General features: G+C 49.4%; 18 protein-coding genes. 13 read left to right on the top strand and 5 right to left on the bottom strand.

From position 1 onward, the window contains the following. Nucleotides 1-2: 2 nt before the first annotated feature. Entirely contained in the window at nucleotides 3-1,223 is a 1,221-nt protein-coding gene (thiI, locus tag BM412_RS15535) for a tRNA uracil 4-sulfurtransferase ThiI (protein WP_091219600.1), read from the top strand. 23 nt (nucleotides 1,224-1,246) lie between these two features. Here thiI and BM412_RS15530 read toward each other — a convergent pair whose 3' ends face one another. Further along, nucleotides 1,247-1,948 (bottom strand): TerC family protein, encoded by a 702-nt coding sequence (locus BM412_RS15530; RefSeq protein WP_091219598.1) that lies wholly within the window; start codon nucleotides 1,946-1,948, stop codon nucleotides 1,247-1,249. Between the two features lie 203 nt (nucleotides 1,949-2,151). Between BM412_RS15530 and BM412_RS15525 the strand changes: the two genes are divergently transcribed. From BM412_RS15525 to BM412_RS15495, 7 genes are all read left to right on the top strand, one after another. Beyond that, nucleotides 2,152-2,811, top strand: a complete 660-nt coding sequence (locus BM412_RS15525; protein ID WP_091219595.1) for a YjbE family putative metal transport protein — start codon at nucleotides 2,152-2,154, stop codon at nucleotides 2,809-2,811. Between the two features lie 108 nt (nucleotides 2,812-2,919). Next, nucleotides 2,920-3,402, top strand: a complete 483-nt coding sequence (locus BM412_RS15520) for a hypothetical protein (protein WP_091219592.1) — start codon at nucleotides 2,920-2,922, stop codon at nucleotides 3,400-3,402. Nucleotides 3,403-3,484: 82 nt separating this feature from the next. Next, nucleotides 3,485-5,326, top strand: coding sequence for a translational GTPase TypA (gene typA / locus BM412_RS15515; RefSeq protein WP_091219590.1), 1,842 nt, complete (start codon nucleotides 3,485-3,487; stop codon nucleotides 5,324-5,326). 141 nt (nucleotides 5,327-5,467) lie between these two features. Continuing rightward, nucleotides 5,468-5,770: a YlaH-like family protein gene (locus BM412_RS15510; protein ID WP_091219588.1), complete on the top strand. Its 303-nt coding sequence runs from the start codon at nucleotides 5,468-5,470 to the stop codon at nucleotides 5,768-5,770. A 1-nt stretch (nucleotide 5,771) separates the two neighbouring features. Further along, nucleotides 5,772-6,044 carry a hypothetical protein gene (locus BM412_RS15505; protein WP_091219586.1) on the top strand — a complete coding sequence of 91 codons (273 nt, stop codon included), beginning with the start codon at nucleotides 5,772-5,774 and terminating at the stop codon, nucleotides 6,042-6,044. 14 nt (nucleotides 6,045-6,058) lie between these two features. Next, nucleotides 6,059-7,081 carry an LCP family protein gene (locus BM412_RS15500; protein ID WP_091219584.1) on the top strand — a complete coding sequence of 341 codons (1,023 nt, stop codon included), beginning with the start codon at nucleotides 6,059-6,061 and terminating at the stop codon, nucleotides 7,079-7,081. A 75-nt stretch (nucleotides 7,082-7,156) separates the two neighbouring features. After that, nucleotides 7,157-7,609 (top strand): pyridoxamine 5'-phosphate oxidase family protein, encoded by a 453-nt coding sequence (locus BM412_RS15495; RefSeq protein WP_091219581.1) that lies wholly within the window; start codon nucleotides 7,157-7,159, stop codon nucleotides 7,607-7,609. 64 nt (nucleotides 7,610-7,673) lie between these two features. On the opposite strand, the gene BM412_RS15490 is transcribed toward BM412_RS15495, so the two are convergent. Then, on the bottom strand, nucleotides 7,674-8,219 hold the full coding sequence (locus BM412_RS15490) for a YhcN/YlaJ family sporulation lipoprotein (RefSeq protein ID WP_091219578.1): 546 nt from the start codon (nucleotides 8,217-8,219) through the stop codon (nucleotides 7,674-7,676). Between the two features lie 114 nt (nucleotides 8,220-8,333). Here BM412_RS15490 and BM412_RS15485 point away from each other — a divergent pair, with 114 nt between their 5' ends. After that, nucleotides 8,334-9,665, top strand: a complete 1,332-nt coding sequence (locus BM412_RS15485) for a PhoH family protein (RefSeq protein ID WP_091219575.1) — start codon at nucleotides 8,334-8,336, stop codon at nucleotides 9,663-9,665. Here BM412_RS15485 and BM412_RS15480 read toward each other — a convergent pair. Next, nucleotides 9,662-10,282, bottom strand: a complete 621-nt coding sequence (locus BM412_RS15480; RefSeq protein ID WP_091219573.1) for a hypothetical protein — start codon at nucleotides 10,280-10,282, stop codon at nucleotides 9,662-9,664. The two genes, BM412_RS15485 and BM412_RS15480, sit on opposite strands and share 4 nt — an antisense overlap. A 198-nt stretch (nucleotides 10,283-10,480) precedes the next feature. Between BM412_RS15480 and BM412_RS15475 the strand changes: the two genes are divergently transcribed. Next, nucleotides 10,481-11,839 carry an ABC transporter substrate-binding protein gene (locus BM412_RS15475; protein ID WP_091219571.1) on the top strand — a complete coding sequence of 453 codons (1,359 nt, stop codon included), beginning with the start codon at nucleotides 10,481-10,483 and terminating at the stop codon, nucleotides 11,837-11,839. On the opposite strand, the gene BM412_RS15470 is transcribed toward BM412_RS15475, so the two are convergent. Beyond that, complete coding sequence (locus tag BM412_RS15470) at nucleotides 11,810-12,895, bottom strand: coiled-coil domain-containing protein (protein WP_091219568.1); 1,086 nt, start codon at nucleotides 12,893-12,895, stop codon at nucleotides 11,810-11,812. The two genes, BM412_RS15475 and BM412_RS15470, sit on opposite strands and share 30 nt — an antisense overlap. A 113-nt stretch (nucleotides 12,896-13,008) precedes the next feature. Between BM412_RS15470 and BM412_RS15465 the strand changes: the two genes are divergently transcribed. Beyond that, nucleotides 13,009-14,241: a class I SAM-dependent methyltransferase gene (locus tag BM412_RS15465; RefSeq protein WP_218163144.1), complete on the top strand. Its 1,233-nt coding sequence runs from the start codon at nucleotides 13,009-13,011 to the stop codon at nucleotides 14,239-14,241. 94 nt (nucleotides 14,242-14,335) lie between these two features. Here the strand turns inward: BM412_RS15465 and BM412_RS15460 are convergent, their stop codons facing one another. Next, a complete protein-coding gene (locus BM412_RS15460; RefSeq protein WP_090979850.1) occupies nucleotides 14,336-14,572 on the bottom strand; it encodes a DUF2626 domain-containing protein in 237 nt (78 codons plus the stop codon). 269 nt (nucleotides 14,573-14,841) lie between these two features. Here BM412_RS15460 and BM412_RS15455 point away from each other — a divergent pair, with 269 nt between their 5' ends. Together BM412_RS15455 and BM412_RS15450 are read left to right on the top strand one after the other, a co-directional pair. Beyond that, on the top strand, nucleotides 14,842-15,489 hold the full coding sequence (locus tag BM412_RS15455; protein ID WP_091219563.1) for an RsfA family transcriptional regulator: 648 nt from the start codon (nucleotides 14,842-14,844) through the stop codon (nucleotides 15,487-15,489). A gap of 131 nt (nucleotides 15,490-15,620) precedes the next feature. Then, nucleotides 15,621-16,550: a ketopantoate reductase family protein gene (locus BM412_RS15450; protein ID WP_091219560.1), complete on the top strand. Its 930-nt coding sequence runs from the start codon at nucleotides 15,621-15,623 to the stop codon at nucleotides 16,548-16,550. The last annotated feature ends 17 nt before the right edge of the window (nucleotides 16,551-16,567 follow it).

The raw sequence follows: 16,567 nt of genomic DNA, 5'->3' as shown, positions 1-16,567 counted from the left end.
TCATGAATCCGGATATGATCCTAATTCGTTTCGGCGAATTTACGATGAAAGGCAAGAACCGCGATCGTTTCGATAAACGAATGGTTGAACAAGTAAGACGATCATTGAGAAGTTTTGTTCGTGCTGAAATTACGCGCACGTATGGAAGAATTTATATCACTTTAAATGGTGAACCCTATGAGGAAATTGCAATAAAACTCAAAGATATTTTCGGAATCGCGACATTCAGCCCCATAAGGAAGGTTGCGAACGAACTGGAAGCCATTCGCTCTGCCGCACTGGAAGTGATGCAGGCGCTTCCGTCGCAGCCCGCAACATTCAAAGTGTCCACCAAGCGGGTGGAGAAGCAGTTTCCGCATGATACCCAAGAAATGAACCATTTGGTCGGCGGCCATGTGCTGCGCGAAACACCTGGGCTCAAGGTGAATGTAAGAGAACCGGAGGTTGAGCTGCGTGTTGAAATTCAACCGGAAGGCACTTACGTCTTCAGCAGCGTCGTACAAGCCGCAGGAGGCTTCCCTTACGGAACAAACGGCAAAGCGATGCTGCTGCTCTCCGGCGGGATTGACAGCCCCGTAGCGGGCTATCTGGCGATGAGACAGGGCCTGGAGATCGAGGCGGTTCATTTTCACAGCTACCCGTTCACGAGCGACAAAGCGAAGGAAAAAGTAATCGACTTGGTGAGACGGCTGTCGCACTATAGCGGAGTACCGATCAAGCTTCATTTGGTCTCCTTTACGGATATTCAAACGGCATTGGCGCAGTCCGGTCAAGACCCGCTTATTATTACGCTGATGCGTCGCTCTATGCTTCGGATCGCGGAACGGATCGCGGAACAGGTCGGAGCATTCGGCCTCGTGTCAGGTGACAGTTTAGGCCAAGTTGCGAGCCAGACGCTTGGCAGTATGAATGTGATCGGACGATCTGCCCAACTGCCGCTCCTAAGACCGCTTATTACGATGGATAAGAATGAGATTATTCGCATCGCGCGTCAGATCGATACGTTTGAGACATCGATTCTCCCCTATGAGGATTGCTGTACGTTATTTGTTCCGAAATCACCGAGCACCAATCCGAATCTGGCTATCGTCGAGAAAACCGAGCAGGCGATTGACGGACTTGAAGCTATGATAACCGAGGCTGTAGCTAGCGTGGAAGTGATGCGAATTACGCCGGAGATACGGAGTGCCATTGAGACGGCAGGCGAGGATAGCTGGTTCTAAATAAAAAAGCAGTGAACCCCAAATTAATGGGATTCACTGCTTTTTTCCATTCCGGCTGCTTGTTTGCGTGAGGCGTTTTTCCAAAGGCCTGCGACGATAATAACGATGACGATCAAGATCAGGAATGACCATTCAAACGCGGGGTTGTTTTTGAAGAACTCTTCAAGCTTAATTTCGTGCGTAATCATCTTGGCTGCCGTATAAGCGAGCACTCCGGATCCCACATAAACAATCCATGGAATTTTGTTGATCAGTTTAATGAACAGCGTGCTGCCCCATACGACGATCGGAATGCTGATGATAAGTCCCAGCAGAACCAGCATCACGCTGCCGTGAGCCGCTCCTGCGACCGCGATGACGTTGTCTAAACCCATCGCTGCATCGGCAATAATGATGGTACGAACCGATTGCCATAATGTGTTGCCGGCGGTGATGTTGTCATGTGCTTCATTATCAACCAGCAGCTTGTAGGCTATCCAGAGCAGCAGAATGCCGCCAGCCAGCATGAGCCACGGAACATTGAGCAAGTATACAACTAATGTGGTAGCGATGGCCCGAATACCGACGGCTCCGACGGTTCCCCATATAACGGCTTTCTTCTGCTGTTCCTTAGGCAGTTTTCGAGCTGCTAGCCCGATTACGATGGCATTATCGCCGGCAAGAATGAGGTCGATAAAAACGATGGTAATCAGTGCAGAAAGAAATTCAAGCGATAAAATGTCCATTGCCTTCTTGTCCTCCCTTTCTTAAGAGCGCTATGATGATTCTCGTTCATACGTTCAAAAACGAAGAAGGATTCAAAAAATGATAAACATAAGCTGTCCATTTGGGACATACACGTTCATAGACGAGTACTTTCTTCACTTAGGAAGAAGCTCCATCGCCAAAAGGGCGGCAAAAGCCGTTTCTTCTTGAGGAGGCGTAATCAGTGGACAGCTTAATCATTTTCGTTCAAATTATGTTTATCAATTTGCTCTTGAGCGGCGACAACGCCGTAGTTATCGCTCTGGCGAGCCAGCAGCTTCCGAAAGCTCAGCGGCGCAAGGCCGTGGTATGGGGGGCTGCCGCTGCCGTGCTGCTGCGTTGTTTGCTGACGCTTATTGCTCTGACGCTGCTGCAGGTACCTTATCTTCAGGCTGTCGGCAGCATTTTGTTGTTCATGATCGCCATTAAGCTGGTAAAGGATGCATCGTCACATGCTGACGAATACCACAACATGCGCAAGGTTACCTCGCTTTCCAGTGCAATCCGGACCATCGTGATCGCTGATTTTATTATGAGTTTGGACAACGTCCTGGCCATCGCCGCTGTGGCAGAAGGGGAGCCCGTACTTATTTTACTCGGGATTGCCCTTAGCATACCTATGATTATTTGGGGGAGTCAGCTACTTAGTACCATGATTCGCAAATTCCCTTCTTTTGTTTACATCGGAGGGGGCTTGCTCGGATATGCGGCCGGTGAAATGCTGGTTCATGACCCAGCGATTCATCCTTTATTTACGAATGAATTATCCGTTATGCTAAAGGCGATTCCGGTTCTTTGCATCCCTTTGGTCATTATTGTGGCATTGCTGCGAATAAAAAGATAAGGTAAACTATATTTTTAGAGTAAATGTAGCAGTAACACTGGTTTTTTGCCTGCTGTTCCAGTACACTAGTAGATGTTAAAAAAGTGCCAAAGAGAAAGGAACATAGGCATGTCGAAAAACCAATACACCATCGGTCTTCTTTTTTTGATCGCGGGTGCTGTTATTTTACTCGGAAAGCTTGGACTGTTTGCGTTTATCGGCACAAACTTCTGGCCGCTTTTCGTTCTGATTCCCGGCATACTGCTGCACGTGCTGTTTTTTGGACGACTGCTTCCTCCGATTGTTCTGATCCCGGGAGCGTTTCTGACAATTAACGCCTTTATTTTTTTCTTTTGCATTGCGTTCGGATGGAGCAACATGCACTACTTATGGCCTTTATTCATTTTTGCGGTTTCCATCGGTTTATACGAATATCATTTGTTTGATACGTACCATCCGAAGTTTCCACGAACACTTGCCATTATCCTTGCTCTTGTTTCAGCGTCGTTTTTTGGCATCATGCTGGTGTGGGGCTGGGGGCTATACCTCATTGCCATCGCATTTCTCGCGCTTGGTGCTTGGCTCGTTGCGGGACGTAAAGCTCGCTGGTAAAGGTTCAATTGTTTAACACGTTTGTCGCAAGCCCGCACACAGCAGACTAATAAATAAAAAAAAGTTGGAGTGGATTCTTAACATGCAAGCCAGAGAGAACATCAGGAATATCGCAATTATTGCGCACGTTGACCATGGTAAAACTACGCTAGTCGACAAATTGCTTCAACAATCCGGCACGTTCCGTGACAATGAAACGGTACAAGAACGCGCAATGGATTCCAATGATTTGGAACGGGAACGCGGTATCACCATTTTGGCGAAGAACACAGCTGTAAACTACAAAGATTACCTGATCAACATCGTGGATACTCCGGGACATGCCGATTTCGGCGGCGAAGTAGAACGGATTATGAAAATGGTCGACGGCGTTCTTCTTGTCGTCGATGCATTCGAAGGCTGTATGCCGCAAACGAAATTCGTACTTCGTAAAGCGCTGGAAAGCAATTTGACACCGATTGTTGTTCTGAACAAAATCGACCGTCCGAATGCAAGCCCTGAGCAAGTCGTCGACGAAGTATTGGATCTGTTCATCGAGCTTGGTGCCAATGACGAGCAGCTTGAATTCCCGGTTGTCTATGCATCTGCATTGATGGGTACGGCAAGCTTGGACGTTGACAAACAAGACGAGAACATGCAGGCGCTCTATGAGACCATCATCGAGCAAATCCCTTCTCCGACAGAAAGCGTAGACGAGCCGCTTCAATTCCTCGTTACTTTGCTTGATTACAACGAGTATCTTGGTCGTATCGCCGTAGGTCGCGTAAACCGCGGTATCATCCGTCAAGGTCAATCCGTTGCCGTTATTAACCGCGAAGGTGTAACGAAGCAAGCGCGTATCGAGAAGCTGTTTGGCTTCCAAGGTCTGAAGCGCGTAGAGGTTGAAGAAGCAGGCGCAGGCGATATCGTTGCTATTGCCGGTATTCGTGAAATCAACATCGGTGAAACCATTGCAGATCCTGCTAACCCAGAGGCGCTGCCGGTTCTGAAGATCGATGAGCCGACACTGCAAATGACTTTCCTCGTTAACAATAGTCCGTTCGCAGGCCGCGAAGGCAAATGGGTAACTTCCCGTAAACTGCGCGAGCGTCTGTTCAAAGAGCTTGAAACGGATGTAGCCCTTCGCGTAGATGAAACAGACAGCCCGGATGCATTCGTTGTTTCCGGCCGCGGTGAGCTTCACTTGGGTATCCTGATCGAGAACATGCGTCGTGAAGGTTTCGAGCTTCAAGTTTCCAAGCCGGAAGTTATCGTCAAGGAAATCGACGGTCAGAAGAATGAGCCTTACGAGCGTTTGCTTATCGACGTACCGGAAGAAAGCACAGGCGCAGTCATGGAAAGCCTTGGCTCGCGTAAAGCCGAAATGGTCAACATGATCAACAACGGTACTGGTCAAGTGCGTATCGAGTTCATCATTCCTGCACGCGGATTGATCGGATACCGTACGAACTTCTTGACACTTACTCGCGGTTACGGCATCATGAACCATGCGTTCGACAGCTACGGTCCGCTTGCCGGCGCTTCTGTTGGCGGCCGTCACCAAGGTGTTCTGGTTTCCAGCGAGAACGGCGTATCCACTTTCTACGGCATGATGGGCGTAGAAGATCGCGGCGTACTGTTCATGGAACCGGGTACGGATGTATACGAAGGTATGATCGTCGGCGAGCATAACCGCGATAACGACATTATCGTAAACATCTGTAAAGAGAAAGCACTGACAAACGTTCGCTCCGCCGGTAAAGACGATACGGTTCGTTTGAAAACACCAATCTTGTTCTCCCTTGAGCAAGCTCTGGAATATTTGAACGATGATGAATATTGCGAAGTAACGCCGAAGTCGATCCGTCTTCGTAAGAAGCTTCTCAATAAGAGCGAGCGCGAGCGCGCCGAGAAACAACGTAAAACAGCTCAAGCTGGCGTTTAAGCAATATACGATCGCCATTGATGGTAGTAGATGACAGGCAGGGCTTGCAGCGTTCTCTTCTAAGAGTTCGTTGTTGCCCTGCCGTTTCTCGTCCCTGACCTAATGGAAGTCATTTCAAGCAATTCAGGAGGTAGAAGCATCATGCAGAACTGGTTTCACGCTCATCCTATTTTGACCTATCTTATCATTCTGGCTTTGACCATTTATATTTTTAACGCTGTATTCCGTGTACAACGATTGCCTATCCTGAAAGAAGTACTCGTGCATCTCGTGATGGCGGGCGGCTCGTTCGTGCTGTTCGTTCTGCAATTTGATAAACTGCCTATTATCCAGTGCATGTCCGTTGCTGTGTTTATGATGGCCTTGCTTCGGGGTAGACAATTCTATGACAAGCTAAAAGGAAAACGCGGCGGAAGCAGCAGCTCGGATACGGGAGGGGCTTAACTTGCGATTTGAGGATGCCTTGTTCAATTGGCTTCAAATTCATCTGGTAGCGGAAGCAAGACCGGAAGATCGTGCTGCAATCGATACCCGGGATTTCTTCCTCGAGATTCTGACAGAGGATCACGGGATATCGAATCTGCACATACATACGGTAGATGATACGATGATTCATTTGAGGTTTGATAAAGACAGTAAGAGCAAGCTGCAAATGTTTCCCCGAGAATCCGGTGAACAGCTGCTTCATGATATCAACGAGAATCCGAAATATAACTGACGAAGGTGGAAGTCATGACTAGGGGATCCGATTTGTCTCCACGTAAGGATAAGGCTAAGGAAAAGCGTAAGAAGAGATACTGGCTTCGCCGATTGATGGTTCTGTTTCTGGCATTATTGATTGGTGTCGCGGGGTACCTGGGCTATTTGTACAAGGTTTCTAAGGATGTATTGGGTGAAATTACGACGGATGCCGATCCGACGGTAACGGTTTCCGCGAATCAGTCGGTTAAGGTAAAGCCGGTAACGATTATGCTGCTGGGCGTTGATACGCGGAAAGAAACCGGAAGTCTGAATACGGACGTCATGATGGTTGCGACATTTAATCCGAATACGAAGTCTGCGGTCGTCGTATCCATTCCTCGTGATTCTAAGATTGAGCTGCCGGGCTACAACAGCCGCAAAGCTAATGCGTATTATTCGAGATTCCTCAAAGGTGCAAAGAACGATGGGTTAGAGGGTAAAGACGCGGAGAGACAAGCGAAGCAGGATATGCGCAAGATGTTCAGCAAATATTTCGATGTTCCGATCGACTATACGGCAACCATCAACTTTCAAGGCTTCGTTGATGTCGTAGACGCGCTTGGCGGCGTCGATGTTGATGTGGACATGGACATGCGTTATGTCGACAATGCTGACGGTACGAACATTGATCTGAAGAAGGGCCCTCAGAATCTGAAGGGGGATGACGCGCTTGATTTCGTCCGTTACCGCAAGTCCAATGACGGCACGAATATGTCGAGTGATTTCGACCGAAATCGCCGTGAAAGCCAGGTGCTCGGTGAAATTGCGGATAAACTCAAGTCCTTCTCCAGCGTTCCCAAAATCGCCAACGTTATTAAAGCGGTAGGCAACAATATGCGTATGGATATTCCGAGCGACGAAGTAGAAAATATGATGAAGACGTACTTCGGCATCAGCAAAAGCGATATCACCTTTATTCCGCTTGAAGGGGAGTGGCGTTCACCGTACGTGCATCTGAATGAAGCCAAACTTCAGGAAGCGAAATCGGCGCTGGCGTCCAAAATGGCGGAATGAATGTGGTAGTACGACGTATGCTATGTTATAATAAAACCATCGAAGCACTGACACAATAGGCAAGGAGGACTGCGGATGACTGAACTTGTCACCGTACTTACTGACGAGCTGCTAAGTGGATTGGAGAAAGAACCGTTTGTTCTGTTGCACACCATTGATGCAGACAACGGATTTCCGACTTCCAGCGTAATATCGTGGATTTATGCGGTCAACCGCTCCACACTGCGTTTCGCCATTGATGGCCGCTCGCGCCTAACGGTGAATATGACTTCGAAAGTGGATGTAAGCGTTACTGTGTTTGCGCCGGGTACTGTTCAAACGATCTACGGCACGGCACGGCTTGTAACTGATGCGCTTGAGGACGTGCCATTCAAATTGGTATGCTTCGACATCGACATTGCTTCGGTACGCGATGCGATGTTTTACGGCGCACGCTTGTCCGCAAGACCCGAGTATGAGAAAACTTACGACAGAAGAGCAGCAGACAAACTGGATGGACAGGTGTTTGCTGCCATGAAGAAAGCCTAGTGAGGGATCACTAGGCTTTTTGTGTTCTTATACCGACTCTCACGGTGCCGGTGTCTTCGTAAGTCTAGAGCTTTTGACTCATTTTTTGCTTATCTGTCTTAGCAGGATCAGGTTGCTCCGGTTGGATATCCCGCGGAACCTGAGGGACAATCCGCCCTATGATGTCGGCCATTTCTTCGGCCATTCCGGCTAGGGGTCTGCCGCGCTTCATGTCGGCCTGCACTTCTTTCAGCCGGGTCGCAATGTCGATATCGGCCGTGACGATGGCATCAATGCCATAGGGATCTTTACGGAATGCTTCTGCAACCGCATATTTGATCGTTCCGACTCGGGAGCGTTCCAAATTTCCTGCGACATCAATGCCGACGATCGCTGTATTTTTAAACACGACACAGTGAGCGGCCTTCACGCCGGGTACATGCCGCGCCAGATCCTCTAAATGAGCTGCGACTTGTTTAGGGCTGCTGATTTGCTTCTTCTGCGGAGCGCTCTGCTGTGCACGAACGCGATTATCATTCTGTGGAGAGGGTGATGTCTCATTGCGGGCGACAGTATTACAGCCTGTTGCCAGCAAGCAAAGGATCATAGCGGGCACCAGCCACTTCCTCATATTCGCCACCTGACCTTTCTAGAATCTGCAGTGTTTGTTCAAGCATAGTTTGTCTAGATGAAGGCCGCGCTATGTACGCCTTTGAACGAAATTCCAACGCCAGGAGGGCTCACGATGAAAAAGATATTCGTGCTCGACACCAATGTACTCTTACATGATCCGCAAGCGATCTTCGCTTTTGATGACAACGAGATCATAATACCCGCGGTGGTGTTGGAAGAAATTGATTCAAAGAAAAGACTGGCTGATGAGCTTGGCCGCAATGCACGGCATGTTTCCCGGCTGCTGGACCAAATGAGACTGACGGGACGATTGCACGAAGGTATTGAACTTGATAACGGGGGCGTTCTCAAGGTAGAACTAAATCATCGCAGCTTTATGCGCGTTCAGGAAATGTTCGGTGAAATGTCCAACGACAATCGAATCCTTGCGGTAGCGCTCAATTATCATCTCGAAGAGCAGGACAAAGGAGATCCGCGTCCTGTCATCATCGTAAGCAAAGATGTACTCGTCCGCATTAAAGCGGATGTGCTGGGGCTGGAAGCTCAAGATTATTTATCCGATCAGGTGGTAGCGCCTTCGGATGTGTATGCGGGGTATTTAACACTTAAAGTGCATCCTTCGGTCATTGATGAATTTTATACGTACCGGTTTCTTACGATCAAGAACCTGCTGCTGAACACGCGTCTGCACCCGAATGAATTTGTCATCCTGCGGGATGAGATGGGGACGTCCAAATCAGCTCTGCTCAAGGTGAGCCAAGATGGAGCGCGGCTCGAGCCACTGTATCTAAGCAACGATCCGGTATGGGGCATTACCGCCCGCAATGCGCAGCAGCGCATGGCTCTGGAATTGCTGCTTAGCGACGACATCCCGCTTGTGACGCTGACCGGTAAAGCCGGTACGGGCAAGACCCTGCTGGCGCTTGCTGCAGGTCTGATGAAGGTGGAGGATGAGCACAAATACAAGAAGCTGCTGATCGCAAGACCGGTCGTGCCAATGGGGAAGGATATCGGATATTTACCGGGCGAGAAGGATGAGAAGCTGCGTCCGTGGATGCAGCCGATTTATGATAATTTGGAGTATTTGTTCGATACGAAGAAGTCGGGCGATATTGATAAAATATTAATGGGACTTGGCAGCATTCAGGTAGAGGCGCTCACTTATATTCGGGGGCGTTCGATACCGGGGCAATTCATCATCATTGATGAAGCGCAAAATTTAACTCGGCATGAGGTCAAAACGATCGTTTCGCGTGTCGGAGAAGGAAGCAAAATCGTCCTGATGGGCGATCCGGAGCAGATCGATCATCCTTATCTGGATTCGATCAGCAATGGCCTCACGCATATCGTGGAGCGCTTCAAACAAGAGAGCGTCAGCGGTCATATGACGCTTGAGAAAGGTGAGCGTTCCAGACTCGCCCAATTGGCAGCGGATCTGCTCTAGTAGAATTCGGATGCTTCCAGCACCGTTTGGGAGCTGCAGCGGTAGGCCCGCGCAATTCCCTCAATAAGTGAAACCTGATGACGGTCAATGGCGAGCAGCCTGCGACCGTCATTTTGCTTCAGGAGAGCAACAGCATGCTCGTCCGCTTGTTCAGCGGCTGAAGCTAGCTCAGTATCAGGCGTGGTGCCGGGGATTAAGCAAACGATGGATGCAAGCAATAAGTCGAGATATCGATTGTCCGATTGCGTAATGAGTCCGTAGTCCGTGAAGATACGGCTGTTAAGTGACCATGATTCATCTAGTCGAACCCATTGTCCGTGCTCGCAACTGGTTTTATAGGGAGCGGCGAAAGCTTCAATTGCATAAGCATCAGCTTGGCTGTTGACGAAGAGCAAATTGCCATCGCGATCCAGCAAGTTGACCGTCGCTGCGGTCAATTCTTGTATCATTCGCTCGAAGTCGATTGGCTGCAAGTCTTTCGGTAATTGCAGGTCAACGCTGTAAATCGGTTGCATGGCTTCAGCCTCCTCGTAAGGTTCGGTTTCTCCAAGTATGAAGGAATCCGGGCTGCGAAGCAATTTGAAAATCGTCGATACGCCGGAATTGACACGCGACAAAAAAGCGCTTTCTTGCTAAAATAAAGATTAGCTAAAATTTTTGTTTGGAGCAGTGAGAGTTTGTCTCCGACAAACGGAAGCAGTGAGAGTTTGACTACGTCAAACTCCCTATTAGCGTTAGCGGTGAGAGTTTGTCTCCGACAAACGGAAGCAGTGAGAGTTTGTCTCCGACAAACTCCCTATTAGAGGAGGGACACGGTGTCACGCAGAAAATATGTCATGCTGCTGCTGTGCGTATTTACGATTTGCGCTGCGCTGCTTGTTCCCATGATTGGTAAACCGGGATCGCCGGTCACTCATTCGGATGACGGTCCATTATCGGCCGACAAACCTCAGGTTGTAGATGGGGACGAGCAGGATCGGACGACACTTTCAATCGCAGTCTCGATGGACGAGGCTGAATATCGCTATTGGCAGGGCGAGAATGAGCATTTTTCGTTGTCTCATCCTCAAATAACCATTCAGATGACGAATATACATAACGAAGATGCTGATGAGGCAAGGAAGAAAGCATCGGAGAATGGCGAACCGTTCGATCTGATGCTGTTGGACAATGATCGCGTGCGGGAATTTGCCGTGCAAGGGTTTCTGCTTCCCGTTGATGATATTGTTTCGGGAGATACGGCTGCCGACCAAATGGAAGCGCTAACAAGTATGGTGAAGTGGAACGGCTCTCTATGGGGCGTGCCGCTCGATTGCAATCCTCTGCTCGTGGTATGGCAGAAGAATCTGCTCAAGGCTGCCGGCTTGAGTGCGCCGCCCAAGGATCTGGAAGAACTGAAGGCTACCGTTGCAACATTAGTGGCAACGAACCCGAATCTCAGCCCATTTAACCTCAATACGAATGATCCCAAGGAAATGGCAGCATGGATGGGCATGTTCAAGGAGAACAGCGAAGCGGCGGCCAATTTGTCTCCATTTACGATCACGCAGAAGGAACAGCTCTATTTTGCCGCCGAATATGCCGCTCAGATCTACAGGCTTGCGCCGGCTCAACAGAAAAATCAGCTGCTTGGCGCATTTGGTGCCGGTACGCTTATGTCTGCCGTTATGCCGTGGACACTCTATAGATCCTTGTCGGATGAGGAGAGAGGACTGCTCGCAATTGGATCTACTACCGGTCCTGTTGTCCGAGCGAATGGGAGAAGTTTTGTCATGCTGGCCGGGACTGAAAGACTGAGCGAAGCCAGTGCATACATTACGGAGATGACCTCCACGGAGGCGCAATTGGATCACTATCGGACACTTGGACGGTTGCCTTCCCGCATTTCGGCAATGACGAATGAATTTGAATATAACGATATCGATCAGCGGCCACCGCATTTCCTAGTTGGCATGTTAAGCCGGACATCGGTAACGCCAGACCCTGCTTGGCGGGGAAGATGGGAACGCTGGTCTAAGCTGCTTGCAACGCTCGGAGGGAATCAGACGGCATTGACGCCTGAGCTGGCCGGTACTTTTATTTCCAATTGGAATGAGGAGCCGGAACAACCAATAGGCGATGCCGAAGCACCGCCTGAGGATCCATCAAAGACTGATGCTAAGCTTAATCAATAGCTTGCCGTCTTCAACGGTGACCGATTTGGTTTTGAGGAAGGATACGATTTTGGAAGGGTAGAAGCCGAGATCAAATTCTTTCTCAAGTGCCGTTCTTGTCGTGTCAGGCAGCTCCAGACCGTTAAAGATTAGCGAATCGACATGAAATAAGATAGAGCCGTCCTTCTCCAGCGAGTAATGACCTGTTAACTGTACTTCCATATTGTCTCGTTTGCCCGTTACGATGACTTTGTCGGTCTCGAAGGCAAAGGAGAAATTGTTGAACAGCTCATTTTGCTCCCGCAAAAATGCATTAAGCTTATCGTCCGGGATAGTGAGGGCGTAATTGAAGCCGTCGATATCAAGCATCTCTTTATTGTTCTGCACCCAAGCCGGCATTTGCTTCATCGCTTTGGACAATGCGCTGAAATATCGTTTTACCTCTAACAATCCGACATTTTGCCAGAAGTCCGTGAATTCATTGATCAGCAGCTTGAGTTTGTCAGCATCGGACCGTCCGCTTAGCGAGGAATCGACATCCTGCTGAAGCGCAATCACGCGATTTCGCTGCGTAGTAAGGCGTTCTTCGACTTCCGCAAGCTGTTCAGACTGCGTACCTAGTTTGCTGATATTTTTCTTCAGCTCTCGATATTGCTTCATGTACGTGTTCAGTGTAAGCTTGTCATTAGAAAAGATGAGATCAAAAAAATCAAGCAGCTGCAGCAGCTCCGATAAATTGTCCGCGGACACGAGCGCTGTCAGAAAAATATCTCTTTCACCGGTGTAGTAGGCACGAAGTACTTTCCCTGCCTCTTCACGTTTTTTCTCGATCGATTGTTCTTGGCTTGCCAGCTTCACTTTGGAATCATCCAGCTGCGCAAGGATCGTTTGCTGCTGCTCTTTCACGCGTGCAATTTCCTTGTCAATTTCAACGACGGAGAGGCTTTTCTCCAGTATTGCTCGGACCTCTTCATCCTTCGGGGGTGCAGGGTCGGCAAATACGGGGAAAATGGTCAGCCACACTGCGAGCGCGCAAACGGCGAACGCCGCAATCCGGCGGCGTATCGTTCCTTTCACGAAGGGCTCCCCTTTCTTAAGGCTTCACACTTTGCATGCACTACTATATGCATGTACCAATTCTATTATATCTGCAAGGGCTAATTTTGTCCTTGATTGGAAAGGGGAATTGCATGGACAGCAACAGCCGACGATTATCCTTGTTAATTGGGGAACAAATCGCAAATAGCCCGCTGAGGGGACGAGCTTCTGTGCACGCCACGGAGAATGCCGAGGTCAGCTGCATCTCGTTCCATGATTATATGGCTATGTGTTTATATGACGAGAAGGAAGGCTATTATCGCTCCGGAAAAATACGAGTCGGTAAGAAAGGCGATTTCTATACGAGCTCGGCGATCGGTTCCATTATGGGGGAGAAGCTGGCGAGCTGTGCAGCCGCATTGGCGGAAAGCCGGAAGGGGTCAGCAATCAGAATCGCGGAATGGGGGGCAGGGACGGGGCTGCTCTCCCAGCAAATGATTACGGCTTGGTCCGCCGCCGGTCATTCGTGGCTGTCACAAGCGCAACACTATATCGTGGACAGCAACCCTGTGCATCTGGAAGAAGCACAATCGAGGCTGGAGCAAGCGTTAGCTGACCTCGACAATGCAGCTGCGCCGCGGCCGCAGCTGCAATTCACGACACCTGAAGAGGCGAAGAAGGTTTGGAAGGATACTAACAACTGCGACGGTGGAGCGTCACCGCGGGCGGAGACGACGTATTCGATCATCATCGCAAATGAGCTGCTGGATGCTTTTCCCGTGCATCGGGTCGTAAGGAAAGAAGGCCGGCTGTGGGAGCTTGGCGTCGCTATGAAAGATCATGCGGATGAAGATGCTTTTCGATACGTTTATACAGCTCTAACCGATGAACGGATTGCAGAGGTGCTCAGAAGGGATGAAATCGATTTGCTGGAAGGGCAGATTACCGAGGTGAACCTCGCTGCAGAGCGGTGGATTACAGAACTGAGCAAGATGGTTCAACACGGAGCATTATTGCTGGTGGACTATGGTCACGAGGCGCAGGAAATAACGGCATCGCATCGTATGCAGGGGACGCTGCTATGTTATAAGGATCATGTGGCGCATGATCGTCCATTCAGCTCTCCGGGAGAGCAGGACATTACCTCGCACGTCAACTTTACTGCTTGCCGACACGCCGCCGATCAGGCGGGCTGGCAGGTACAGTATTATGACACGCAGAAGCAGTTTCTTCTCGATCAAGGCTTGCTGCAGGACTTGGTCGCCCATGACGGGACGAATCCATTCAGCGAAGCGGCAAGACGGAATCGATCCATCCGTCAGCTGCTGCTCAGCGATAATATGAGCGAATCGTTTAAAGTGATGGTACTGGTTAAAGGCGAATAAAGCAGGACAACGAAAAAAGGCTGTTCCGGAGATGGTCGTCCATCTTCTCGGAGCAGCCTTTTGGCTATTGTGAATGTCAGAAGGTCCGTTTTAATTAGAATGGGTTACCCATTACAAATACGGTCCAATACGTGAAGCTGACGAACGAGATAAACATGTATCCCCAGAACATCAACATATAGGTTCTTTCGGAAAAGTTCAAATAGCCTAACAGGACAAACACGACGGTTTGAATAAAGAACAAGAGTGCCATCTCGGTCATATGTCCTGCAAACGCCATAAGCGCGATTACAAGCGTCCAGAAACCGAGCACTCGGAACATGCGTGCCATGATTTCATCCCCCTTCTCGTCAACTCGACCCAATTACTATTGCCCATTATAACGTTTCAGGTAACATGTGTAAACTGTTTCACTCGTGACGAATTGGCAAACTTTTTGCCTCCTTTTCACGCTCTGATACAAGTTTGCTTCAATTTGCGAAAAAACATGTATGAGCCGTCAAAAAAATGGATATACAAATTAGTATCCGATAGATTCTATGAACTCTACCAAGGGCATAGAGATAAAGTAAGCGCCTAATGTTAGGAGGTTTTGGTTGCATGACAGCAGTCAGACAAGATGCCTGGAGCCCGGATGACGATCTCATCCTAGCCGAAGTGACGCTGCGGCATATCCGCGAGGGAAGCACGCAGTTGGCCGCTTTTGAGGAAGTAGGAGAGCGGATCGGCCGGACATCGGCCGCATGCGGATTCCGCTGGAACAGTTGTGTCCGCAAACGCTATGAAGATGCGATACAAATTGCGAAGCAGCAGCGCCAGAAGCGGAACTATATGAAAAAACAAACGTACGTTGCAACACCTCATGTATCCGCAATCAGCTTGCTCGACACAGAAGAACGTACGTTCAAGAACGATCCGTTGACGGAAGAATCGCTATCAATTGATACCGTTATCCGATTTCTGCGGCAATGGAAAGGTACTTACCAGGAACTCAATCGCCAGATCAAAACGCTTGAACGCGATCTGCGCGAGAAGGATGAAGAATTGTTTACCTTACGTGAGCTGAATGAAAGGTTGTCACTTGAAGTCAACAATGCCCAAACGGATTATCGTGCGGTCAATGACGATTACAAGACGCTCATTCAAATTATGGACCGTGCGCGCCGCTTAACCGTGCTGACGGAAGAAGATGAAGCGAAACCTCGCTTCAAAATGGATGCAAACGGTAACTTGGAACGAATCGAATAGCCCGCTTTTCATTGAAAGGCGGCTCTCCAAAATCTCTCCGAACCTGCTAAAGGTACGGCGGGATTTTTTAGTTTGCTTCTGTTACGATAAGTTTAATCAGGCAGAGACGGAAATGAGGCAAATCAGTGAGGATGATCATCGTGGGAGCAGGGGCTCTCGGACTGTTATATGGAGCAAGGCTGGCGGAAGCCGGCATGGAAGTAGTCATCCTGACGCGATCGGATGAGCAAGCGAAGCTGCTCCGCAAGGAAGGCATCCGGTTGACCAAACGGGACGGCGCTCAAAGCCGGGTGAGTGTACAGGCTTCGACAATCAATACCTATAAACCCGATGCTCTGCGGCAAGAGGATTGGATATGGCTTTGCGTGAAGCAAGTGCATCTAAGCGAGCAGCTTCTTCGGCAGCTGGGACGTTTGACTGCCGCAGGCTGTTCAGTGCTGGCACTTCAGAATGGGATTGGGCACTTGGATTTGCTTGGCAAAGTATGTCCCAAGGAGCAGCTGAATGCCGCCATAACGACAGAAGGCGCGATGCGAATCGACGATTATTCCGTTCACCATACAGGAAGCGGGACGATTATGTTCGGCAGTTGGCTGAAAAACGAAGAAAAAGCGAGCAAACCTCAAAAAATGTTGCTAAAAGCGCTCATTGGTGCAGGAATTGAAGGCAAACTGTCGAATGAGATGGAGAATGTTGTTTATCGGAAATTATTGATCAATGCGGTCATAAACCCGCTTACCGGCATATTCGGGGTAAGGAATGGAGAGCTCCCTTCCGAACCGAGCCGATTGCGCTGGATGAAGGCTTTGCATGAAGAGAGTGAGCGCATTCTCGTTCATGCCGGAATGATGAAGGACGCGGACAGCTGGGATCAGCTGCTCCATATTTGCGAAGCAACCGCAGGGAATCAGTCTTCCATGCTGCGAGACGTACTGGCAGGACGCACGACCGAAATCGATTGGATCAACGGCGGCATCGTGTCGCTGGCCAAGCGGATGCAAGTACCTGCTCCGATGAATGAAGCCGTACTGACATTAATTCAAACACTCCAGACGAACTAATAACCGCAGAGAGGGGC

Source organism: Paenibacillus sp. BC26 (genome assembly GCF_900116125.1).
In the GTDB taxonomy this organism is placed as follows: Bacteria; Bacillota; Bacilli; order Paenibacillales; family Paenibacillaceae; genus Paenibacillus_Z; species Paenibacillus_Z lignilyticus.
Note: the sequence above shows the minus strand (reverse complement) of the source record. Positions and strands in the feature narration are given on the sequence as shown.

Excerpts from the sequence above, each read along its gene's own strand:
- thiI (WP_091219600.1), top strand. The coding sequence starts at position 3 with ATGAATCCGGATATGATCCTAATTCGTTTCGGCGAATTTACGATGAAA.
- BM412_RS15530 (WP_091219598.1), bottom strand. The coding sequence starts at position 1,948 with ATGGACATTTTATCGCTTGAATTTCTTTCTGCACTGATTACCATCGTT.
- BM412_RS15520 (WP_091219592.1), top strand. The coding sequence starts at position 2,920 with ATGTCGAAAAACCAATACACCATCGGTCTTCTTTTTTTGATCGCGGGT.
- typA (WP_091219590.1), top strand. The coding sequence starts at position 3,485 with ATGCAAGCCAGAGAGAACATCAGGAATATCGCAATTATTGCGCACGTT.
- BM412_RS15510 (WP_091219588.1), top strand. The coding sequence starts at position 5,468 with ATGCAGAACTGGTTTCACGCTCATCCTATTTTGACCTATCTTATCATT.
- BM412_RS15500 (WP_091219584.1), top strand. The coding sequence starts at position 6,059 with ATGACTAGGGGATCCGATTTGTCTCCACGTAAGGATAAGGCTAAGGAA.
- BM412_RS15495 (WP_091219581.1), top strand. The coding sequence starts at position 7,157 with ATGACTGAACTTGTCACCGTACTTACTGACGAGCTGCTAAGTGGATTG.
- BM412_RS15490 (WP_091219578.1), bottom strand. The coding sequence starts at position 8,219 with ATGAGGAAGTGGCTGGTGCCCGCTATGATCCTTTGCTTGCTGGCAACA.
- BM412_RS15485 (WP_091219575.1), top strand. The coding sequence starts at position 8,334 with ATGAAAAAGATATTCGTGCTCGACACCAATGTACTCTTACATGATCCG.
- BM412_RS15465 (WP_218163144.1), top strand. The coding sequence starts at position 13,009 with ATGGACAGCAACAGCCGACGATTATCCTTGTTAATTGGGGAACAAATC.
- BM412_RS15460 (WP_090979850.1), bottom strand. The coding sequence starts at position 14,572 with ATGGCACGCATGTTCCGAGTGCTCGGTTTCTGGACGCTTGTAATCGCG.
- BM412_RS15455 (WP_091219563.1), top strand. The coding sequence starts at position 14,842 with ATGACAGCAGTCAGACAAGATGCCTGGAGCCCGGATGACGATCTCATC.
- BM412_RS15450 (WP_091219560.1), top strand. The coding sequence starts at position 15,621 with ATGATCATCGTGGGAGCAGGGGCTCTCGGACTGTTATATGGAGCAAGG.